23 protein-coding genes and 1 pseudogene are annotated in these 22495 nt (G+C 44.8%); 2 read left to right on the top strand and 22 right to left on the bottom strand.

From position 1 onward, the window contains the following. Nucleotides 1-80: 80 nt before the first annotated feature. The 12 genes from NML69_RS01035 to NML69_RS00980 all read right to left on the bottom strand — a co-directional run bounded on the left by NML69_RS01035 (nucleotide 81) and on the right by NML69_RS00980 (nucleotide 8386). On the bottom strand, nucleotides 81-1178 hold the full coding sequence (locus tag NML69_RS01035; protein WP_254725041.1) for a nucleotidyltransferase: 1098 nt from the start codon (nucleotides 1176-1178) through the stop codon (nucleotides 81-83). Nucleotides 1179-1192: 14 nt separating this feature from the next. After that, nucleotides 1193-1585, bottom strand: coding sequence for a hypothetical protein (locus NML69_RS01030; protein ID WP_000252453.1), 393 nt, complete (start codon nucleotides 1583-1585; stop codon nucleotides 1193-1195). Between the two features lie 9 nt (nucleotides 1586-1594). Then, nucleotides 1595-2335: a class I SAM-dependent methyltransferase gene (locus tag NML69_RS01025; protein ID WP_254725040.1), complete on the bottom strand. Its 741-nt coding sequence runs from the start codon at nucleotides 2333-2335 to the stop codon at nucleotides 1595-1597. Nucleotides 2336-2541: 206 nt separating this feature from the next. Further along, on the bottom strand, nucleotides 2542-2895 hold the full coding sequence (gene rsfS, locus NML69_RS01020; protein WP_254725039.1) for a ribosome silencing factor: 354 nt from the start codon (nucleotides 2893-2895) through the stop codon (nucleotides 2542-2544). A gap of 12 nt (nucleotides 2896-2907) precedes the next feature. Continuing rightward, the gene (locus NML69_RS01015) at nucleotides 2908-3408 is read right to left on the bottom strand and encodes a cysteine hydrolase family protein (protein WP_198460040.1); all 501 of its coding nucleotides are present in this window, start codon (nucleotides 3406-3408) and stop codon (nucleotides 2908-2910) included. Then, nucleotides 3409-4002 carry a bis(5'-nucleosyl)-tetraphosphatase (symmetrical) YqeK gene (yqeK, locus tag NML69_RS01010; protein WP_254725038.1) on the bottom strand — a complete coding sequence of 198 codons (594 nt, stop codon included), beginning with the start codon at nucleotides 4000-4002 and terminating at the stop codon, nucleotides 3409-3411. Beyond that, a complete protein-coding gene (locus NML69_RS01005; RefSeq protein WP_000963713.1) occupies nucleotides 4002-4631 on the bottom strand; it encodes a nicotinate-nucleotide adenylyltransferase in 630 nt (209 codons plus the stop codon). Before NML69_RS01005 ends, yqeK begins: the two co-directional genes overlap by 1 nt. Nucleotides 4632-4682: 51 nt before the next feature. Beyond that, nucleotides 4683-4994: a ribosome assembly RNA-binding protein YhbY gene (gene yhbY, locus NML69_RS01000; protein ID WP_000060169.1), complete on the bottom strand. Its 312-nt coding sequence runs from the start codon at nucleotides 4992-4994 to the stop codon at nucleotides 4683-4685. 211 nt (nucleotides 4995-5205) lie between these two features. Further along, on the bottom strand, nucleotides 5206-6312 hold the full coding sequence (yqeH, locus tag NML69_RS00995) for a ribosome biogenesis GTPase YqeH (protein WP_254725037.1): 1107 nt from the start codon (nucleotides 6310-6312) through the stop codon (nucleotides 5206-5208). A 2-nt stretch (nucleotides 6313-6314) separates the two neighbouring features. Beyond that, nucleotides 6315-6842 carry a YqeG family HAD IIIA-type phosphatase gene (locus NML69_RS00990; RefSeq protein ID WP_198460050.1) on the bottom strand — a complete coding sequence of 176 codons (528 nt, stop codon included), beginning with the start codon at nucleotides 6840-6842 and terminating at the stop codon, nucleotides 6315-6317. A 17-nt stretch (nucleotides 6843-6859) separates the two neighbouring features. Next, nucleotides 6860-7768, bottom strand: coding sequence for a magnesium transporter CorA family protein (locus tag NML69_RS00985; RefSeq protein WP_254725036.1), 909 nt, complete (start codon nucleotides 7766-7768; stop codon nucleotides 6860-6862). A 57-nt stretch (nucleotides 7769-7825) separates the two neighbouring features. Further along, on the bottom strand, nucleotides 7826-8386 hold the full coding sequence (locus NML69_RS00980; RefSeq protein ID WP_001150572.1) for a mechanosensitive ion channel family protein: 561 nt from the start codon (nucleotides 8384-8386) through the stop codon (nucleotides 7826-7828). 149 nt (nucleotides 8387-8535) lie between these two features. On the opposite strand from NML69_RS00980, the gene sstT reads away from it, so the two are divergent. Then, entirely contained in the window at nucleotides 8536-9747 is a 1212-nt protein-coding gene (sstT, locus tag NML69_RS00975) for a serine/threonine transporter SstT (RefSeq protein ID WP_254725035.1), read from the top strand. A 49-nt stretch (nucleotides 9748-9796) separates the two neighbouring features. After that, nucleotides 9797-10750 (top strand): aromatic acid exporter family protein, encoded by a 954-nt coding sequence (locus NML69_RS00970; protein WP_254725034.1) that lies wholly within the window; start codon nucleotides 9797-9799, stop codon nucleotides 10748-10750. 39 nt (nucleotides 10751-10789) lie between these two features. Here NML69_RS00970 and NML69_RS00965 read toward each other — a convergent pair. The 10 genes and pseudogenes from NML69_RS00965 to NML69_RS00920 all read right to left on the bottom strand — a co-directional run. Continuing rightward, nucleotides 10790-11011 (bottom strand): annotated as a pseudogene (locus tag NML69_RS00965) (accessory secretory protein Asp5); the annotation flags it as partial. A gap of 2 nt (nucleotides 11012-11013) precedes the next feature. Then, nucleotides 11014-11193, bottom strand: coding sequence for an accessory secretory system protein Asp4 (gene asp4, locus NML69_RS00960; protein WP_000161925.1), 180 nt, complete (start codon nucleotides 11191-11193; stop codon nucleotides 11014-11016). Continuing rightward, on the bottom strand, nucleotides 11186-12532 hold the full coding sequence (gtfB, locus tag NML69_RS00955) for an accessory Sec system glycosylation chaperone GtfB (protein WP_254725033.1): 1347 nt from the start codon (nucleotides 12530-12532) through the stop codon (nucleotides 11186-11188). Before gtfB ends, asp4 begins: the two co-directional genes overlap by 8 nt. Next, a complete protein-coding gene (gtfA, locus tag NML69_RS00950; protein ID WP_254725032.1) occupies nucleotides 12516-14036 on the bottom strand; it encodes an accessory Sec system glycosyltransferase GtfA in 1521 nt (506 codons plus the stop codon). Before gtfA ends, gtfB begins: the two co-directional genes overlap by 17 nt. A 12-nt stretch (nucleotides 14037-14048) precedes the next feature. After that, entirely contained in the window at nucleotides 14049-16421 is a 2373-nt protein-coding gene (gene secA2 / locus NML69_RS00945; RefSeq protein WP_254725031.1) for an accessory Sec system translocase SecA2, read from the bottom strand. Beyond that, complete coding sequence (asp3, locus tag NML69_RS00940; protein ID WP_254725030.1) at nucleotides 16414-16854, bottom strand: accessory Sec system protein Asp3; 441 nt, start codon at nucleotides 16852-16854, stop codon at nucleotides 16414-16416. Before asp3 ends, secA2 begins: the two co-directional genes overlap by 8 nt. Beyond that, nucleotides 16851-18380 (bottom strand): accessory Sec system protein Asp2, encoded by a 1530-nt coding sequence (gene asp2 / locus NML69_RS00935; protein WP_254725029.1) that lies wholly within the window; start codon nucleotides 18378-18380, stop codon nucleotides 16851-16853. The genes asp3 and asp2 overlap by 4 nt, the downstream gene beginning before the upstream one ends. Continuing rightward, complete coding sequence (asp1, locus tag NML69_RS00930) at nucleotides 18364-19944, bottom strand: accessory Sec system protein Asp1 (RefSeq protein ID WP_198460075.1); 1581 nt, start codon at nucleotides 19942-19944, stop codon at nucleotides 18364-18366. The genes asp2 and asp1 overlap by 17 nt, the downstream gene beginning before the upstream one ends. Nucleotides 19945-19953: 9 nt before the next feature. Next, nucleotides 19954-21171 (bottom strand): accessory Sec system protein translocase subunit SecY2, encoded by a 1218-nt coding sequence (gene secY2 / locus NML69_RS00925; RefSeq protein WP_254725028.1) that lies wholly within the window; start codon nucleotides 21169-21171, stop codon nucleotides 19954-19956. Nucleotides 21172-21260: 89 nt separating this feature from the next. Then, on the bottom strand, nucleotides 21261-22490 hold the full coding sequence (locus NML69_RS00920) for a glycosyltransferase (RefSeq protein WP_254725027.1): 1230 nt from the start codon (nucleotides 22488-22490) through the stop codon (nucleotides 21261-21263). Between the last annotated feature and the right edge of the window lie 5 nt (nucleotides 22491-22495).

Here is a 22495-nt window from a genome sequence, read left to right as displayed (position 1 = left end):
TGTCAGGAACTTGTACAAGATTTTTCTTTTCTATCTATTTATTCGAAAATCTTCTAAAAAAAGCCTACCTTTCAGTAGACTCAGTTTGTTTCTATTCTAATCGGCACTCTGCCGAAATTCTGCTCTGCTATTCTTGGCTGTCCTAGTTGGTAAATCTGGTCTGCCTTTTGAGTCATAGCATCCCAGGGTTCTTTGCCAATTCGGCTGACTAGATGGACCTGTTCTTTCAGAGACTTGAGGTGTTGTCTGCCTTTTTCAGTAAAACCAAGGACATGGATGGCTTCTGGCAAGTCGCTTTCTCTGGCCTGCACCAAAATATAGGTCAAGAGGCGTCTGACACGCGCCTTGGTATAACGCTTGGTCGCAACTGCCTCGACCAATTCGTCAACAGACTGGGCTGTTTTGATAGCTTCCTTGATGCGCACAGCCATTTCTTGATTGACCTGATAGATCGTTGTTAGGTCTGGATTTGACAAAATTTGATAGCGGAGCAAGGGAAAATAGTCGTCCCAACTCACCTTACTGGCCTGCTCAAAGAGAGCAACGGAAGGCATAAAGCGTTCTAAGAAATCTTGGTCTGATTGATGCTGGCGGAGCGCTGTCGCTGAGGCAAAGGCCACCTCCTTGTCCACAGAATGGTAACCAGCTCCCTGACGCTGAATCGGCTCAAGCTTGATGTTGCGTCCTGCAACAGCCTTGGCATAAGCTAGAGCTAGAACATGATTGGGGGTGTTGCCAGAAAAATCAAGATCTGCAAATTCCTGCCACATGGCTTGGGTTTTCTGGGGGTAGGAGAGTGAATCAGGCAGATTTTCCACAAAATTCTCCATCTCTCTACCTTGCTCTGTGTATAAGTCAGCAATTTTCTGATAATCCAAAACTTCCTCTGTCCCAAAAGCTAGCCTATCAATACCCAAGCGAACCAAGATATCCACAGCCCCTTGACCGAAGAAATCTGCCGCCTGAACACTGACTAAAAAGGGCAATTCCACTACAAGATCCGCTCCGTTTTCCAGCGCCATCTGAGCCCGTGTCCACTTGTCCACTATAGCAGGCTCTCCACGCTGCATGAAATTCCCAGACATGGCAACGATTTTCAGTCCCTTCGCCTGCTCAAGCAAGTATTTGTGCCCATTATGAAAAGGATTGAACTCTGCGATAATACCTGTGATGGTCATGATGTTCTCCCTTTCTAATGACGAAATCTACGATACCGCTCAGGCAATCTTCCTCTCCAGTTAAGCCATTGTTTTTCTCCTACTGGAAGGATTTCTGCCAGTTGTTCATTACTATAATTTTTTTGTAACTCAGGATAAGCTATCAACATAGTTGGTCTATGGCATCCAGCAACTGTCATTGGCCATGTTCCATACATCAGCATATGTCGGATATCATCCTCCGATTTTATTTCATTTACTAACATATCAAAAAGTTTCTTAGACATATCGTAAACGACTAACTCCGAAAATACAGTTCCTTCTTCCTGAACATAGAAGTATTGCCCATCTTTCTCCCAAAGCGTTCCATTTTGACGAATACGATTAAACTGCGAAACTTCTTCCCAAGAATATTTTGATCGAACCATATCCATCTCCTACTTCTGCGCGACAAAAAACCAACGGGTACTGGTTTCTGTTGGTTCCTTGTCCTCAAAGTCCGCATAGAGTTTGAAAGACTTGAAACCAGCCTGTTCCAGCAAGATATCATAGGTCAAGACTTCATATGTACGCTCCTCATGCACTTCATCGTGGCGACTAAAGGAACCGTCCGCTTCCTTGACAAAGAAGGTCAACTCATGCACGATGGAGTGAGGAGCCGCATCCTCATAGGTGTCCCAAAGCATGGCAAAATCTTCCGCATTTTCATGGTAAGAATAGCCTGGAAAAACCTCATCCGTCTGGTAGATCGAATGCACATCAAAGATAAAAATTCCGTCTTCATTGAGGGCATTATAGACTTCCTTAATGACGTCTCCTACCTCCACCTCATCCTGCATATAGCAGATAGAGTCCGAGTAACACGTAACAAAGTCGTATTGACCTGCCTTAGATAAATCCAGCATATTGCCTTCAATAAAATCAATCTTTTGCTTGGCTGAAGTAGCTCTTTTCTCCGCAATCTTCAGCATATCTGCGCTCAAGTCAAGCCCCGTCACATCAAAGCCTGCTTGAGAAAAGCGCACAGACTGGATACCTGTTCCACAAGCCAATTCCAAAAGCTTCTTTCTCTCCTTGGTCTTAGGCAAATGACGCAGAGAAAAATCCGTCCATTTATCATATAAACTATCATCCATCACAGCATCGTAAACAGCCGCAAAGGTTTCATAAGTTGCCATAATTAAGATACAAAGAGCGTTAAAAGCAAGGAGAAAATAGGAAACTTTCTGCTGTATCGTCAGATACAAAGGAAGTTACTCTTTTTCTCGCAGCTTTTAGCTCGTGTTCAGTTTCGAGATGAACAAAACACGACGCCCTCACCTTTCTATCCATTTTTTCTAAAATAAGCAAATAAAACCCAGTTGAGTGCAACTGAGTTCATCTACTAGGCCAAGGCTTCTGAAATATCTACAGAAGCCGCCTCATGCCATAGTTTTTCTAGGTTATAGTGGGCACGCATTTCTTCTGAGAAGATATGCACAACGACAGCACCGAGGTCTAGCAAGACCCAACCTCCAGCTGCATCGCCTTCAACATGACTACCTTTAAAGCCAGCTTCGGCTACTTTTTCACGGATATTATCTGCGATTGCGTCCAACTGACGGCTATTCATCGAGCTAGTGATGACAAAGTAGTCCGTCACGCTAGTCAAATCTTGTACGTCAAGTGCAAGGATATCCTCCGCACGTTTCTCATCAGCCGCTTTCACGACTAGTTCTAGTAATTCTTTTTCGTTCATTTAGTCCTCTTTCTAGAAAATATGTTTGTAATCTAGGACATCTGCAAAGCGCCCCTCCCAAATGCCCTCATAAAATTCATTTATCGTTTCTGCTGGAATGTCTTTCCCATCAAATGTTGTGCAAGTTCCTTCTGGAATAATAAGCTGATAGCCATATTCAAAGGCGACCTTGACAGAGGTATCCACACAATATTCTGTCTGCATACCACATAAAACTAATTTTTCAATCCCCTGTTTATCCAAGTATTCTTTTAAACCAGTTTCTTTGAAAATACTGTTATACTTCTTCTGAAAGACCTTTTCATTAGGTTTTCGATTTAAAAACTCAGATAACTGCCAATCTTCTGATGTTTGAGCTTCAGAGTCCTCAATATGTTGAACATAGATAATTTCGATATTCTTGCTTCTAGCCTGGTTTTGTAAATAAGAAATTTTTTCCAATAGACTATTTGTCTGAAAACCGGTTTCCACTAAAATATTCTGAACATCAATGATGATAAAAGCCGTCCTCATTTAGTCCTCTTTCAAATAGCGCACAAAGGCGTTATAGGTTTCCAGGGTTTGGGGATAGATGGGGAATCCCTGATGAGCTAAATGCTCCACAGTTCGTGCCGTTTCGTAGGCCACTGCCTTATTAAGTGACAAACTTGCAATTTCACGTGCCATATCCACACCTGGAAAGGCGCGGTTATGCTCGATATAATCTGCAACGTAGATTACCTTATCAAGATTGGTCATCTGATCAGCTCCGACTGTATGGATTTCAATAGCTCGCAGGATTTCAGAATCATGCAAATCCAAATCTTCCTGAATCTTGTAGATACCAACCATTCCATGCCAGACATTATTGCCCCAGTTTTTGAGGTCAGGGTCTAGCTGATAACGGTCAATCAAGTCTAGAAATTCCTGATCTGACAACTTTTTAGCATAGTCATGAAGAAGGCCCGCTAGACCCGCTTTCTCAGCATCAACTCCGAATCGCTTCGCTAGCTCTACGGCTGCACGCTCCACACCCAAACAATGGGTTAAACGTTTTTCAGGTAGAAGCTCTGCCATTTTTTTCAACAAAGCCTCGCGGGAGCAGTTGATATAGTCTTGGTATGCCATCAGTAAAGCCCCTCCTTCTCGATGTAGTCTAGCACTGGCTGAGGTAGGAGAAAGTTAGGTTTCCGACCTTGAGCAATGAAGTCACGCACCATGCTGGACGAGATGTCCATGAGAGGCACATCCACCCAGATAACAGGATAGGAAGTTCCAGCCTTGTAGCGTGGACGCTGAACCCCTACAAACTGAACCATGTCGACCAGTTCATCAATTCGGTACCACTTAGGCAGATAATCCACCATATCAGCCCCGATAATGAAGTAATAATCCGTATCTGGATGTTGCTCTGTCAAAATCTTCATGGTGTCGTAGGTGTAAGAAATGCCCTTCCGCTCTAGCTCGATGGTTTCAATGGCTAGACCTTCAATCCCCTCAATCGCTAACTCAAGCATCTTGAGACGATGATGCTCAGGTATGGTTTCCTTTTTATCTACATGAGGAGGTTGGTATTCGGGCATGAGCAGGACCTGGTCCAGTCCTAACTGTTGTCGTACTTGGTCTGCCACAACAAGATGGGCATTGTGAACAGGGTTAAAATTTCCCCCTAAAATCCCGACTTGTTTGCGTTTTTTCTCCTTGATTTCTGGTTCCAACTCTACCTTGGTAAAGGGAGTCAATAATTCGATTGCCATAGGCTCGTCTTCCTTTAATTCTCTGTAAAAACAGTTGTTTGGAGTAGATTTTTAGATTTCTTTAACTTTCTTGGAAATCTTGCGATTTTCTTTCTTGCTGGATTGTTTAAACAAAATCAAGATGCGTCCAATTTTTTGGACAGTATCTACACCAATTTCTTCTTCCAAGATTTCAGCTACTTCGTGGATGTTTTCATCTGTATTTTGTAAGAGTGTAACTTTAATCAATTCACGAGCGTCAAGAGCCTGACGGACGCTGGTTTTGATTTGGTCGTTGAGACCATTTTTCCCGATTTGGATGATGGGTTTGAGGGTGTGTGCCTGGCTGTTGAGGAAGGCACGTTGTTTTGAGGTTAATGACATATTCTTTCTTCCTTTTTTGATAGTTATTTTAGGTGGTGAGGGACGGTCGGAACTAATTTTCCAAAGATATCATCTTTGAAAAATGGATTTCCTGACCTCACAATTGAGCCTAGGTCTCAATTGTGCCCCTTGCCAATCTATCGATTGGCAATCACACCACGGCAATAACTATCGCTATATGAGCTCACTTTGTTCGCTCAGCTATTTTATTTTAAATGATTGCTTTTCGTGTGACGACGGCGACGCCTTCTGGTGCCCAGACAGCGACTTTGGCGGTGCCTGTTACTCGGATCCAGCCTAGGCCTGAGATGACTAGGTCGGTTTTGTCCTTGATGGTAAAGACATGTTGAACTAGTTTTGGAAAATCTTCTTTCTCCTTGCTATTTGGTGGTGTCAAAAGAGTTCCAAGATGTTTGTCATAAAAGGTACTAGCGCCTTCTAGCTTGGTACGGTGAAGTTTGAGTTCATTGTCAAAGAAAGCAGTAAATCCTTGCTTTTCTCCTGATATAAAGTCAAACCGTCCGAGACCACCTAGAAACAGGGTTTGTTCAGGATTGAGTTGATAGGTTTTTGGCTTGATTTCCTTTTTAGGGCTGACATACTTGAGGTTTTTAGCCGTCAAGTAGTGGGCCATCTGGTGACGGTGGATAATCCCCGGTGTATCGTAGATATAAGATCCGTCATCAAGCGGAATCTCAATCTTGTCCAAGGTTGTTCCTGGGAAACGCGAAGTCGTGATGACATTTTGGTCACCCGTGATTTCTTGGATAATGGCGTTGATGAGGGTTGACTTTCCAACGTTGGTAACACCAACTACGTAGACATCACGGCCCTTGCGATAGTGCTCGATTTTATCAACGACTTCCTTAATAGCATGCTTATTCTGTGCCGAAGTCAGGATGACATCAACAGGACGAAGTCCTTCTTCATGGGCACGCTCCATGAGCCACTGGCTAATCTTGCCCGGTTTAACTGACTTGGGCAGGATATCTTTCTTATTTCCGACCAAGAGAACATCATTGCCCGATACAAAACGTGGTAAGCCTGGGATGACAGAGCCATTAAAGTCAAAAATATCTATGACATTGACCACCAAGGCATCACTGTCTCCCACTTCGTGCAAGAGCTTGAGGAAATCATCGTCCGTCAACTGAACATCCGTGATTTCATTGTAATGGCGGAGACGGAAACAGCGTTGGCAATAAACTTCGCCAGTCTCCAAACCTTTTTCAAGCGCCGACTGGGGAGTAAAACCAAGACCAGCCTTGTCTGTCGTCTGAATGGTTGCTCCACAACCAATACAGAGAATTTCTTCCATAGTTAAATTCCTTTTTTATATGTAATCGGTCCGTACTTTTCAGTGATTTGCTTCATGACACGGCGCTCGCGAGCTCGGTTGATCTGCGTCTTGATCGAGTCGTGTTGGACCAAGGGTTTGACTAAGATCGAGCGAATGCCTGCACGGTGGGCTGCTCGTATATCCGTCATGAGTTGGTCGCCGACCATGACCACTTCATTTTTCTCATAGTGGAATTCCTTCATGGCACGGTCAATCCCAAATGTGAAGGGCTTCAAGGCCCAATAAACGTAGTCAATCCCAAATTTCTCAACTGCACGTTGAACCCGTTTTTTGGTGTTATTTGAGACCACGATGATGCGGATACCCGCGTCACGGAGGTCATGTAGCCATTGCTTCATTTCTGGCGTCCCATCAGGGTTGTTCCAAGCAATGAGGGTATTGTCCAAATCAACCAAAACAGCCTTGATCCCCTGCGCTTGCAGGCTTGGGACTGTCAGATCATAAACTGCTTCCACGGCAAAGTCTGGCATGTATTTTTCAATCGCCATTCTGGCTCCTTTTCTTTTTAATTTCTAGCAATATTCTTTAAACATTGGGCTAAGACTACCCATAAAATGAGACTAGCTATCAAAATATAAATCCAAGCATTTGGTTCATCTGCAAACGGTAGGGGAACATTCATTCCGAAGAATCCTGTAATAACCGCAAGGATAGCTAGCAAGACTGAGATAATGGTCAAAGTTGTCAAATTATCATTTAGATTATTATTTAGGATGTTGTTGTAAGAGGCTGAGAGTTGTTGCAAAACTTGAGAAATCAAGTCTGTCATCGAAACCAACTGATGCGCTTCAATCATGGCATCGTCAAACTGCTCTCTTTCTACCTCATTAAAATTGCGATAAAGAGCATGCCCTTGAATGTGTTCCAAGAGGAGACGATTTTGTTTGGCAGCTGCTGTCAGGTAAACCATACCAGTTTCCAAGTCAGAGAGGGCAAAAAGATTCTTTTTAGTTGTTTTTTGACGAAGAAGTGCACTGATTTCATCCTTACTTTTATCCATCTCTTCAATCACTGGATAGTAAGCATTGCTGATAATCTCTAAACTGGCAAAAAGAAATTTGTAGATTGAAACAACTTCATGGCTTTCGAGGTAGGTTGCCATACGTTTAATCACATAAGTATTCTTATGATTGCTGATAGTAATCAGCCGTTGTTTTTCAACGATAAAGGTCATCGGAATCGCTTCATAATATTCTTTATCTTTTTCTAAGTCAAGAACATTATAAATGAAGGTGACCGTTCCCGTTTCACGGTGATAGTCCATGTGGGCACGCTCATTTCTATCCAGGGCATACTCGATGGTTTCCTTGTCCAAGCCATAGACATCCGAAAGGTCTTCCATGTTTTTAATCTTGTCTACATCAAGGTCTATCCAGGTACAATCGTGACCTAATTTTTTCTCTACAAATAGCATACTCTCTCCTTTACCAAACTCCTTCTATTGTACCACAAATCTGCTAAAATAGCCGGCCTATTCAGTACGAGATAGATTGCTAACGACGGTGATATTGCGATTTGGTACAAAGTGAAGGGCTTGATCGTCACCTCGCAGTTGCGTTGTACGGATCCCTACGCTAACGACCTTTCCAGAAACGGTAATCGGTCCATTTGTGAGAACGACTTCATCACCCACATCAAGCTGGCGTTCAAAAAGGATGAAGAAACCATTAATGACATCGGATAGAAAGCCTTGCGCCCCCATACCAATGGCCACCCCAGCAATCCCCGCACCGGCAAGGAGGCTGGAAACTGGCAGTCCTAAAATAGACAGGATACAGTAGAGCAAGAAGAAATAAAGAATGTAATTAAAGACATTCTCTAGCAAACGCGAGATGGTCTTTTGTCTTCCTGCATCTCGATTTGAAAATTTAAGTGAGGGTTTGACAATCTTTCGTACAGTCGCATGAAGCATCTTTTTAGCTATATAAAATAGTAAAAACAAAATCAAAAGAGAAATCACCTTGGTTAAGAGATTCTCTAACATGGTTGTTAAATCAAGTTTATCAAAATAGCGTTGAAAAAAATCTTGCATATAAAACTCCTTTCCCCTATTATACCATAAAATCGTCCTTCTCTTTTCTTTCATAATTATTCAATTATCGGCTCTGTTTTCAAAATATCACTTGCCTCTATAGCATATTTATACTATAATTATAAACAATACATTTGAAGGAGACTGCTATGAAACGAATCATTAGAGCCTGGATCAAGGCAAGCCTCATCAAACGAATCCTTATTGGAATGATTTTGGGAGCGACATTAGGGATGCTCTTTCCAAACCTTACAGGAATTGGTCTGCTTGGAGACCTCTTTGTAGGCGGACTGAAAGCCATCGCTCCTATTTTAGTTTTTGCCCTTGTTGCCAATGCCCTTTCCCAACACCAAAAGGGGCAAAACACCAATATGAAGACAGTTATTTTCCTATACTTGCTCGGAACCTTTGCTGCTGCATTGGTAGCCGTTCTAGCTAGTTTCTTACTGCCTGTGCAAATCACCCTGACCAGTGCAAATACAGAAGTTGCTGCTCCTGACGGTATCGGTCAAGTCCTCAGCAACCTCTTGCTCAAACTGGTGGATAATCCTTTGAATGCCATTGTTGAAGCCAACTATATCGGGATTCTCTCTTGGGCAGTCGTCTTTGGTCTGGCTATGAGAGAGGCAAGTAAACACAGTAAAGAATTGCTGAAAACCATGGCGGATGTCACCTCTAAAATCGTGGAATGGATTATCAATCTAGCTCCCTTTGGGATTTTAGGCTTGGTGTTTAAGACCATCTCTGACAAGGGCATTGCCAGTTTGGCTAACTACGGTGTCCTCCTAGGACTTTTGATTGCTACCATGGCCTTTGTTGCTCTCATCGTCAACCCACTCATCGCCTTTCTCTTTATGAGGAAAAATCCCTATCCCCTTGTTTTGAAATGTCTACGTGTCAGTGGTATTACAGCCTTTTTCACTCGTAGCTCTGCCGCCAATATCCCTGTCAATATGAAACTCTGCCAAGACTTGGGACTGAATCCTGACACCTACTCTGTCTCCATCCCGCTTGGATCGACCATCAATATGGCTGGCGCTGCTGTTACCATAAATGTCCTAACCCTGGCTGCCGTCAACACACTTGGAATCTCGGTAGACTTTGGGACAGCATTTGTGCTCAGTGTCGTGGCTGCCATTTCTGCCTGCGGGGCCTCTGGAATCGCTGGGGGATCCCTTCTCCTCATTCCTGTGGCTTGTAGCCTCTTTGGGATTTCCAACGACTTGGCTATGCAGGTTGTCGGAGTCGGTTTTGTGATTGGGGTCGTTCAAGACTCCTGCGAAACAGCTCTGAACTCTTCAACAGATGTCCTCTTTACAGCAGTTGCTGAGTATGCTACAAACCAAAAACTTCGCCCCTAGTCTCTGATTTCTCGTTAAACACTTGATTCTATTAGTTTAGGAAATTTTCATGTCCCTCACTCAACGTACGACCAAACTGATCTTAGCGACCTGTCTCGCTTGTTTTCTCGCTTATTTTTTAGATTTATCATCAGCAGTTTCAGCTGGAATTATCGCTCTCTTAAGCCTCTCCGACACGCGCAGAAGCACGCTGAAATTAGCACGTAACCGCCTCTTTTCCATGCTCCTAGCGCTCGCTATCGGTGTTCTAGCCTTTCAGCTGACGGGCTTTCACATCTGGAGTCTGGGCCTCTACCTGGCTCTTTATGTCCCTCTAGCTTACAAAATGGGCTGGGAAATCGGTATCACCCCTAGCAGTGTCTTGGTCAGTCATCTCTTGGTACAGGAGTCTACTTCTCCAGAGCTCTTGCTTAATGAAGTACTCCTCTTTCTCATCGGGACAAGCTTTGCCCTATTGGTCAACCTTTATATGCCGTCTCGTGAGAAAGCTATCCAAAGCTACCACCTTCAGGTCGAAGAAAAGTTAAAAGACATCCTGCTTCGCTTTAAATACTATCTGTCGCGAGGAGACGGACGCAATCAAGCCCAACTCGTTGACGAATTAGATAGTCTTCTTGAGGAAGCCCTCAAGCTGGTTTATTTGGATCACTCAGATCATCTCTTTCACCAGACGGACTACCACATCCACTACTTTGAGATGAGACAGCGACAAAGTCGTATCCTGCGAAATATGGCCCAGCAGATCAATACCTGTCATCTGGCCGCAAGTGAGAGTTTGATCTTGGCCCAGCTCTTTTCAAAGATTGCTGCTCAGCTAAGTCAGACCAATCCTGCTCATGACCTACTTGATGACATCGAACGCTATCTGCAAGTCTTCCGCAATCGGAGTCTCCCGAAAACACGTGAGGAGTTTGAAACCCGTGCCACCCTCCTGCAACTACTACGCGAAGCAGAAACCTTTATCCAAGTCAAGGTCGATTTTTACCAGAAATATGGAAACTAAAACGCAAAGAACCTCAGAGAATTCCTCTGAGGTTCTTTGCTGATAGGTCACCAACATAAAAACGAGGAGCAATACAAACAAGGCTAGGCTAATCAAGAGGGTCACCATTTTTACCAAGCGGTTGTTCTGCCAGTAGCCTGGTTTTCCGATATTGCTAGTCGCATCCATGGAAAAGAGTTGGCTTTGGCGAGGTTGGATGAGAACCAGGACAATCAAGGCGACGGCTAGGACTATCCCTACAATCATTAAAACTTCCATCATTTTCACCTCAAGATTCCTAATAATGTAAAGATCAGGGTAAGAAGGATAAGCAAGCCGAGTAAAATGGAGAAGGTTTTACTGATCTTTTCTCCTCGGGTAGGCTTTTCTTTCTTAAGCGCTCCTTGCTTTAACTCTTCCATGCGTCCTTCGACATCCTTGTAAAATAAATCTTTTTTAGTCATGGCCTTCCCCTATTATCCTTTCCATCCTCTCTCGGTAAGTAGCCAAGTCCACATAGTTAGCATGACGACCTTGATGCCCAAGGGCTTGCCCCATCTTGTCAAGACTGCTGAGAGCTTCTTGAATCTTCGCAATCATGTCTCCAACAGCCTGCACATCAAAGAGGTGTTCTGGAGCTGTGTAAGGTCTGTTATGAGCTGTCTGATCAAAGGCTAGGATAAGCATATTGTGCTCGAAGGCTTGACGGACAGCATCCAAAAGCTCGTTTCCGTAATTGATATCTAGATAGAGATCCGACAGCTGGTAGAGTTCTCGAATCTTTTGCGGACTGGCGTTTTGATAGAGAACGACATTGGGATAGGAAAGCAAGGTCAGCAATTTGGATGACATTTCAGTCACTGCCGCGATTCGGAAGGTCACCATTGGCAAGGACTCAATCAGGGTTTCGATATGCTCGATCTGATCTGAGTTGGTAACGATCAAGGCATCTGGTCGAACGAAGTTTTCTCTTTTGAACTGATAATGATAACCTAGATGGACAAACTTGCCATAATAGGCTGGATTAGCCAAGGCCAAGGCTTGTTCATAGGTAGCCTTATCTGGTATGAGGATCTGCTTGGCTCTCAGCTCCCCTTGCTCCAGTAGCAGCTGCATATTTCCAGGAAGACAATCATCTAGTGGTTCTTGCCAGACTAAGATATCCTGTCCAGTCTTATCTGGATAATGGTATGAGACCAAGAAAGAGGTGGCGAGTGTGTTAAAGAGAAGGTAGCGAGTGTCGATTCCCAAGTCCTGCAAAAAGAAGATCGTGAACTCCACTCGATTGTTAAAATGGCGCAGGGCTTGTCCGGGCAAGGTTAGGAGGATATCACCTGTTACATGATTTTCTAGGACAATTTCCTGTCCCTTTGCATCCTGGTACTTGGTCAAGATAGCCTGTCCATCTGCACTATAAGTGGTCTTGGCAAAGCAGGCTCCGCATCGGTTATAGTGGTCTGCTTGGTAGATGCGACCGGATAGGTCCTTCCAGTCGACTTGCTTGACCCAACGGGCCTGAGGAGCCTCCACATAGTGAATCACGCCCCTCTCCCGAGAATCCTCTAGGATATGCGCAGACTGGTTATTGCCCGCAATCTCCCAAAACTCAGGTACAGCTACTTGATTGAAATAAAGAGCTTTTCCCGACTCGTAACCTAGATAGTAGGTAAAGGGAGAAAGAATCCCATCTGGGAGAAAGCCATCTGGCTCGATCACAACTGTGACATGGGACAGACCAGCAACTTCTAGACTTTCATGTAAATCTCGACTTTCCTGGCCATATCGATCAAATAGTTGAATCATGCAGGACCTCCTCTATCGTTTTCTTCCACTTGTCCCTTACCTTGTCTGTTAAAAATCCTCTAGCTAGGTCATAAGATGCTGTTCGCATAGCTGGCAAATGATTTTCCTGATAGAGCTGGCAGATCTTTTCCGCAAAGGCACTTTTAATCGCCGTTTCAACATGGTCATCCGAACTTGGGATTAAGTAGCCATTTTGACCGTTCTTGATAAAGGTTTGATTCCCATAAGGAACATCAAAGCCAATCAAGGGCAAGCCTGAACCAACTGCCTCCATCAAGGTCAGACCAAAGCCTTCACTGGTTGAGGCTGTCAGATAGACCTCATACTGGGGATAGATCTGAGCCAGGTCTGCATGCCCTTTGAGCTGGATATAGTTCTCCGCTTGGTGAGATGTGATGATTTCCCTTAAAAGGGATTCCTCACCCCCACTGCCATAAATGTCAAAGGTAAGCTCTGGAAGGACTTGATGCGCCTGGATAACCGCCTTGACGAGCCAGTCGATGTGTTTTTCCTTGGCCAAACGCGAAGCGGTAATGAGAGAAAAGGGCTTGCGTTCCCTAGCAGGTTCCGTCAGCTGATCAATGCTCCCAACTGGAATCGTGACGATTCGTGGACGATGCTGACTGTACTGGGCAAATTGACCTTCGAGAACTTCCTTCTGCCGATCCGTAGACACGATAAAACAATCGACCTTGTCCGCATTTGTAAATTGATACTCATAGTAGTTGTTCCAAAGGAGATAGTCTTCGTTACTAGCATTTTCACTATAGTGCTCTGCGTGAACGACAACTGCTAGATGGGCCTTTTGTGCTTCTTCAAAAACAGCCTGACCAATCCCTGTTTCCCTGTCCAAGATGACCAAATCAGACTTGCTCAAGTTCAAACTTTGCATAAAATAGCGCATAAGGGCTGGCTTTCCGTACAGAATCCGGTCCTTAAATCGATAGACCTCTTCTTGTCCTTCAGTCAGCAAGATATCGTAAGCAGTGCTGCCGTCTTCATTGAAAAAGCTTCGTTGATAGAGTCTAGCCACTTGGTCTTTGGGCGCGAAATATTCTGTACAGTAGCGTGTGTAGGAGAAATAATCCTTGCGAATCAAGTTCCCTCCAAACACATACTCTGCATGCTGTACTAGATTCTTAGCCGAGTCTACCAAGTAACAGGTCACAAACTTATCCTCATCTGAAAAGTAGACACGCAAGACCTTGCCATCCTGCTCCCTATGACTCTCAAGGCCACCGAAAGCGGCCAAGACCTCGTCAACTGTAACACTGGTCGGTGCTAGCTTGATATCTGTAAAATGATTGTAAAGCCAGATTACCTGATCATCCGCAAAGCCGATATTGGCCGTTAAATGCTGGATATTGTCTGCTAAAATCAAATCTGTAAAGATAAACTGAGATGCTAGGTCTAAACTTCTAAAAATCCCTGCTCGGTAGGCCTGGGCATACTCGACACCACTGCTCGCCCAACCGATCCCTAGATTTATATTGTAAATTGTCATATGATCCTCTTTTTATGGAAAATGGGTGAGAATCTCACCTTTGGGCGTTACTTCCACAATCCCCATGAGAAGATTGCGTACCATATCTGTACGGATTTGTTGCTTCATGGTTTCAAAGCCTGTATAGGCCTCCTGATAGTACTCCACGATAGGGTTCTTTTGAGAAGCAGACTGGCTCCCGATTGCTAGACTGAGCTGTTGGAGATAGTCAACTTGCTCAACCCAGTTGTCATCAATCGCCTTGAGCATGGATATTCTCAGAAAAGAATCATAGAGCTGGTGAGGTTGGAGAAGTTCCTTTTTAGCTGCGATTCCCTTGGCTATTATTTGCTCTAGTAACTCCCGAATCTGATCTGCATCAGCTAAATCCAAATCAGCTGGTAATTCTCTCATCCCAAAGCTAATATTGGTCACGATGAAATGAAAGAGCTCTTGGGAGCTGCTATAGGCTTTTTCTGAGATTTGTTTGGTATAGTCTGCCAGTATATCCTCAAGGATATGCTCTAGATCACGGCTTCCATCCAGCAAGCGATCTCTTTCTTTGTAGACCATCTGGCGCTGGATATTGACGCTTTCCGCATACTCTAAGGTTTGTCTGCGTGCTGAGCGACTGGCACTATCACTAGCCTCTTGGGCTTTTCTGACGAGATTGCGGTACTTGCGAGCCTTGAGTAAGATGGGTTTACTAATATCTTCCACTTGGTAGTCTTGATACAGGTCATGAACCCAAGACGGCCCGAACTTTTTGATCACATCATCTTCAAGCGATACGAAAAATTGAGACATGCCTGGATCACCCTGACGGCCAGAACGACCTCTGATTTGCAGGTCAATCCGTCGGCTCTCCATTCGCTCGGTACCGATCACAATCAAACCGCCCAATTCTGCAACACCTGGACCGAGTTTGATATCTGTCCCTCGACCTGCCATAGAAGTCGCAACGGTCACTGCCCCCATCTGTCCAGACTCTGCAATGATCTGGGCTTCACGTGCCGCATGATTGGCATTGAGGACATTGTGGGAAATCCCCTCTCGCAAGAGCAAGGACGAGTATAGCTGGGACATTTCTACAGATCCGACAAAAATCAGGAGTGGATTGCCTTTGGCGTGGTAGGTCTTGATAGCTTCGAGAGAAGCATAGACTTTCTCAGGGAGGGTCACATAGAGATTGTCCGGATGGTCCATTCGCCTAAGTGGGCGATTGGTTGGGATGCGAATGACAGACATGTTGTAAGTTTCGAAAAATTCTTTCTCTGCCACCTTTCCAGTTCCTGTCATACCTGAGATTTTGCGAAACATCTTAAAGAGACTCTGGTAGGTGATTGAAGCCATGACTCTGGTTTCAGGAGAGAGCTTCACATGTTCCTTAGCTTCGATGGCTTGGTGGAGACCACCTTGAAGTTTGGTCATTTCCATCAGGCGACCTGTTCCCTTGTCTAACAAGACCATCTCTTGCCCTCGAACCAGGTAATCCTTGTCCTTGGTAAAGTGCGTATGAGCTCTGAGCGCATAGACTAGATGTCGAACATAACTGGAGTACTCTTCCTTATAAAGATGATCGATTCCTAGGAATCCTTCAACCGTCTGGGCCCCCTTTCGGGTCAACCAAACTTGGTCTTTTTCTTCCTTGTAGATGTAGTCCACTCCCTCAACCAAGGTCGTCACTAGGGTATCAATCATCCCATAATAGTTAGACTGGACACGGGGAGAGCCTGCGATAATCAAGGGAGTTTGGGCACTATCGAGTAGAATGTCATCGATCTCATCGATGATGACATAGTTAAAGGGAGGCAGGAACTTTCCTTCACTAGTGGAGGCAAGATTGTCATTGAGATAGTCAAATCCCAGTACACTATTGGTCGTGTAGACGATGTCTGATGTGTAGATCTTTCTTTTCTCTTCGGCAGTCAAGTCCTCTTTTGGATCCTCTGAAAAAGGCAGACCGACAGTTAGACCTAAAAATTGGTAGACTGGACCCATTTCACTTGCGTCCCGTCTAGCCAGATAGTCATTGGTCGTGACCAGCATGCTGCCTTTTCCCGTTAGGGCATTGAGGTAGAGGGGCATGGTTGCAGTCAAGGTCTTGCCCTCACCCGTATTCATCTCAGCCACATTTCCTTGGTGGATCACGATGGCTCCCATGACTTGCACATCATAGGGAAAGAGACCCAAGACCCGTTTATCGGCCTCACGAACAAGGGCATAGGCTTCTACCAATAGCTCATCCAAGGTTTCTCCCTGAGCAAGGCGCTGGCGAAACTCCTCTGTCTTTGTAGCCATTTCCTCATCACTGAGAGCTGCCATCTCTTCTTTGAGGGCATTGATTTGGCTTAAAAGTTTCTTGACCCTTCTCAGTTGTCTTTCCTGATACAAACGATTAAACACCAGCATCCTCCTCAATAGAAAACGAAACAAAGTCAAGAGCCTCAAAACCTGCACTAATCAAGGAAAGGCGGTAGGTGTAGGCCGTTTCAGGATAGGTGAAGCTAAAGGAAAATTGCCTTTCAATCTTCTCCTCTATGATTTCCTCATAACGGTTTAAAAAGGTCAGTTTGAGATAAAGTCCATTGGCCGGTTGAACCCGCATCTTCATGGATAAGCGATAGGTGTTGTTTTTCTTGAGAAGAGGGAGGCTAGGCTGGCTTCTAGTAGCCTGATAGTTGACACTGGAAAACCAGGTTTTAAGGGTTTCACCTGAAGCCAGCAAAGGATTTTTCAGGGTAACATGACCATCTGCATGATAGGTGATCTGGCTACCGTAAAGATAAGTAGCTCCCATCTCGCCCCATCTAATATCCTCTCTCTTGATGATAATCATGTCTCACCTCTTCCGTATTCTTCTAGTATCATCTTGTAAAAATGAATAAACCAGGCAACGTTTGTTCCTGTGTCATCATTGTGTCGACCTGCTGTCCCTTTCGACAAGATCTTAGCGCCTGTCTGGCAGAGGGTCTCCACTAGCTGGTCATAGGCACCACTATCCATATCCTCGTCCTTCATGTAAGAAAGGCCAAAGGTCGTTTGGGAAAAATCAGCTTGTTTAAATCGGGTCCAAAAGCGTTGATCCAAGTCCTTCATGTCTTTCTGGCTCACTCCTCCAGTCTGAAGGCGCAAGACATCAAAGCTAGTTGGAAAGACTCCTGGCGCCTCTAGTCGCCCCCGCTGTGCGATGGTTCCTAGATTGGTCAAGGGTTTTCCGACTACGATTCCTTTGGGTTCAAAGTGGGCTCCATAATAGAGGGCTGGGAAGGTTCCCATTGACAGCCCAGATAGGATCAAGTCACTTCTATCCAAGCCTAGATAGTCTAGATAGTGTTGGATCGTTGCTTGTATGCTGTCTTCTAATTCCTCAGTTCCTAGGTAAAAGGCTCCTCCTTCTAATCGAGGGTCCGAAAAGAGGAGAAAGGGGCATCTGAGATTCTTCATCATCCAGTAACCCTCAAAACCTTCCGCCGGACGGTAACCTGAGAAATAGACTGCTAGAGGTGGCTTGAAATCCCCTGGGTGAAAGAAATAGTTGATTTCCTCACGTTTTTTGTCATGTAGGATATTGCCTCCGAGAACAAACTTTCCAAACTGTTTCCGGCTCCAGCGTTGGTGGAGATTGCCGATGTTGACCTTCCCCTGACCACTCGCTTCAAGAGAAATGCTCAGATAAGCGTCATAGTCTTGTTCCACGATGATTGCTGAGGCAAAGTCTACTTCCTCAAGGAGAATGTCCTGTTTTATCTCTGAGATAGCCCCTGTTGGAATTTTTCGCAAACGCAGGCGCAAGTCCACTGGTCCACTCTTTTCATATTCGAGCCAGAGTTCGATTGGCGAATGGGCTTGGACAGTCTGATTATAGGCCCAAGAGGCTAGCTGGGTATTGGTCTTGCCAAATTCTCCTTCTAACTCCAGGTGCTCAAATCCTTGATAGGAGATGGAGCCTTGAAAACTCGGGTGAATCCGTATCGTAGCTGGGCTCAGCTTGTCCCCATAACCACCTTCAAAGAGAGAGGTGGAAAGGTCTCGAACAAAGCCCTGTCGGTCTGACAGGTCCATCACCTGCATGCAGTGCTGTTTGATGAGGTTTTGAAGACCTTTATCCTGACTTGCAAACTGTTCTGGATAGAAAACTGTATAGGGTTCCAAGCTAGATGCAAAAGGCAGCAAATCTACTAGATAAGCCCCATCCGTGAGAATGACAGCATGAAAGTGATCTAAGTCATTCTCATCCATGATTTTCTGGATGGCAGACGGTGTGTTGGGAGGGACATGATACCAGTCTAGTTGGGCTGGTAGGGCAAGTGTATCTCGCCAATCCTCTGGACCGATTTGCAAGATCTTATACTTCTTTTCCATAAGTCACCTCCTCCAACCACTTTTCTAGCTTGATTAGGAATTGCTCCCCGGTATGTTCCTTTATCTTTTCAATCGAATGGATCAGAGCATCATTCCACACCTGCAGGCTATCGAGATAGTAATGGGCCGCTTGAGCAAAATCAGCAGTGTTTTCCAACAGATAGCCATTCTTCTGATGGCTGACATACTCTGTTTTGACCCTGTTGATTTGAGGGATACCGGCACTAATGCCTGCTATCTGGGTATAGAGGAGAGGCTGCCTGTTCAAATCGACAATCAAACGAACAAATTCCAGCTGCTTGATTAACTCCGATTCATCCTTCATATTGACAAACGAATAGCGCTTGCTCTGATGGCGATTGTCCTCAAGCGGATTTTCAGCTCCTTGGTAATCAACTTCCTTCTCCAGTTCCTGGTCTTGAAACTGCTCTGCAATTATCTCAGAAACACGTGTTTCCAGCTGCTTCATTTTTTCTTGACTAGCAGCAAAGGCTCCAAAGACCAGCTCCGTATCTTTGTTTTCAGAAAGAAAATGCAGGACCTGATAGAGCGCTTGGTCGTCTATCCCCTGCTCAAAGTCCAGTTGATAGTAGAGGAGCGACTCCTTCCGAGTCTGGCTCTTTCCTAGCTCCAAGCGGGTATCAAAAGGCGATAAATGGCGAAACTTATCTGCTTGATTTGGAAAGGCAGACTGAGTCAAGTGCAAGGTGTCCTCTCTATCAACCAGAACAAGGTCCACCTTATCCAGCAGACCTGCCAGTTGCGGTAATTGCTCTTGAGGATTTCGTCCGATAAAAAGGCTGAGAACCTTGGTGGTTTGATGAGGCAATCGTTCTAAAAGGAAAGCATTGTGCTGGTCACATGCAGGCAGAAAATAGGTCGCTCCTTCCTCAGGGAGTTGAGCTATTTTCTTCTCAAAAAACTCCGCAATCAATTCTCCCATATCTCGGTAGGCCTCTTTTTGAAAGCGAAAAGCAAAGATAGGATTGACCTCGATACGGCCCCCATCTTGCAAATACTCTCTAAACTGCCACAGTCCCTTGGGATTGAGGTAGTCTTGGTAAATCGCCTGACCGTCTTCGTAGTAAATCACACTGGAAACCAGCCCCCGATCATCCATCAGGTAGTTGGCAGACAAAAGCCCATCTTCCTTGAAATACTGAATCGTACTGATAAAACCTTCTATCCCATGCTCTACCTGGGCATAGGGCTTGCCATCCTTCAGCACCAGAATAGTAAAGGGACTGTAAACAAACTCGCAGTCCTCTTCCCACTCAATATCTCTGAGTTGCAAGACCTGCGGTCGAATCTCATGAAAATCCTGCAATTCATCAAATAAGGAATAAACCTGTGCTTCTAAAATACCTTGGCGATGGAGAAAATAGCGCAGATGAGGCTGATAGGACAAAAGGAGGACCTGTGTAGGAATCCCTTGGCGTTGCGTTAAGCGAATCTGATTGAAGGTGTCATCAAATTCTAGCTTAAAATGAGAAAAATACCAAGGTGTCAAATCAGCATGCCAGGGACGTTCCTTGCCATACCAGGCTGGGATAAAGTAATACATCAAAACCTCCTAGAATAGTGGCCGATACCTTTCATTTAGTCTGAGCGCTTGCAGTTCGTCGTGAATCGTAAAGAGCATGCCACTCAAAATTAAAAAGAGTCCGGGAAGCATGCTGACTTTTAACAAACTCTCATCCTTCAAGACAAACAAGATCGGAAGTCCAGCCAAGGTAACGTTAAAGACTGCACCTATCAGTGCAAATCGGAGAACCAAGCGATTGATAAAGCGACTGGTATCCTCACCAGGATAGACCCCGTAGATGTAATCTCCTGATTGCTTCATCCGATCTGCGATCTGTTGACCACTCACATTGACAAAGGCAAAGGCAATGCTAAAGACAAAGAGGTTAAGGATATAAGCGTATATCCATAAGGGTTTCCCCATCGCATACTGCTCCAGTAGGGCAGGGTAGAGGGGATTTCCCTTATCCAGATATTGAAGTAAGAGCAAGAGATAAGAAGGCAAGCCCATGAGACTCATCACATACATATAAGGCATGCCACCTGCAGGATTGAGCATGATTTCCAGATAAGAATATCGTTTAAAGCGAGAATGAAGTCCGATTTTATTGATAGGGATGCGGTATCTAGCTCGGTAAAAGAGAACAACTAGATAGGTAAAGAGGATGCCAAGTATCAGCAACAGGAAAAGCAACCAAGGAGAGATCTTATGAACTTGGACCGATTGGATGATGTCCTGAGGGAGTGAAGCCACCATACTCGCCAATAAAATGACCACAGGGCCTCCAACTCCGATAGTCGCATTGATGTCTGACAGCCAAACCAAGAAGAAGGTCCCCGCAACCAAAATGCTGGTATTGAGGAGAAAGACCAAGAAGGGATTGTAGGGAGATTGGACAGGAAGGTTTGTAGTCAAGGCCAAGGCCTGAATCAAGGCAATTCCTAACGTCAAGTACATTTTCCGTCTATCCTGGACTTCCGAAGAAACTGAGTTTAAGCCCAGTTTCTTTGAAAAGGAAAACATCTGCCACAAGATCATAGCTGACATCCAAGGTGAAAGCCCGATGGAAAAGAGAGAGAGGCTCCGAAGATTTCCACCAGTTAAGGCTACTGGAAAGTCCAGATAGGCTGCGCCTCCTCCGAGAAAATTCCGGCTATTGAGGTCAACAAAAGGAAGAGCCAGACGACTCCCGAGCACATAAATAAAGAGCAAAAACAGAGTGTGCATTCCTTTTTTTACTGCTATCGATGAACGAAATTCTTTCACTAGCTCCTCCTTTTCATTTTTATCCTTCAATCATCCTACCCGAGGGGAATAACTCAGCATTTTTATCTTAGCATCTTCAAATTCTCATCTCAGTTTTCATGAGTTTTCTCGTCCAGGTAAGCCTTCAAAGTAGCCACCATTTCTTCCGGTTTTTCTGCTGAGAAAATACCCGCATAGGCACTTTCAGGTAATCCCTGCGACTGGGTATTGTCAAAAGTCAAGATCGGTTTATCAAAGCGTGAAATATAGTCATAAACAACACTCAACTTGTCATCGTGGTTAATATCAAGATAGACATCTGTCTGCTGGATCAGTTTTTCGACCAAGAGGGGGAAGGTGTTGGGATAGAGGGTAACATTTTTAAAACGTGACAAGAGCATGAGTTCCGGTGCCATCGTCGTATAGGCTGCAATGTAGAAATGCACCTCTGGCAAGGCTTGAACCAGATAGTCGATTTTCTCAAGATGCCAGGAGTTGGTCAAATTGACACAAGTCATAACTGGCTGATAGACTGTGACTGGATAGTCAATTCCAGCCTGACGCCATTTTTCAGTAATGGCAGACCACTCCATCAGATGATAGTGCCACCAAACCTCACGCAAACGCCCAACCGAATGAGTATTCCAAGGTTTGTCCTGAGAGAGGAAATGCAAGATAGCTGGCAGAGGCTCCAAAGGGATTTGGAAGATAAATTCATGTCCATGTGATGCAGCCCCACTGTCAAAACCAATCTGGAAATTATAGTTCTGATCCAGAGGAGCATAGCTGTCATGAAAGAGCATATTGAGGATAGACTGGTCCCCTTCACTGACATGTTGGTGTTCCCGCTCCGTCAGCTCAACTAGCTCTTGTCTCACAGCTTCTGATCGCCATTTTTTGTTATTGATCAAGAGTACACCTGCATTAAAGCCAACTCCAACTCCAAAACAAGATGGTGCCGCGGCCAAGTAGTTTTCCCCCAAGTCCATTTCAAAGAGGGGCGTCAAATCAGCCGTCACTACCAGATCGCTGTCCAAGTAAAGAACCTTGTCCTCTGCAACAAAATCAGGGATAAAATAACGGGCAAAGGTCATGTGATTGATATGGGGCAGTTTGTTGCTCCAGTTCATCTGAAACTGGGCGCCAAGCATCTTGACATCCACTAACTCACCTCCCATTTGCTCTACTATCGGTCTGAGAGCACGGAACCACTCCTGGGGAATATCCTGGTTAAAGATATAGACCTTGACATGGCTATTATGGTAGCAGAGAGACTTGAGCGCTGTTTCAATCTGACGAATATAGGCATAATCTCCTGCAAGAACAATTGTTTTTTTCATTTAGT

It is taken from the genome of Streptococcus sp. CF8-6, from assembly GCF_024295845.1.
Lineage (GTDB): Bacteria > Bacillota > Bacilli > Lactobacillales > Streptococcaceae > Streptococcus > Streptococcus oralis_BO.
Note: the sequence above shows the minus strand (reverse complement) of the source record. Positions and strands in the feature narration are given on the sequence as shown.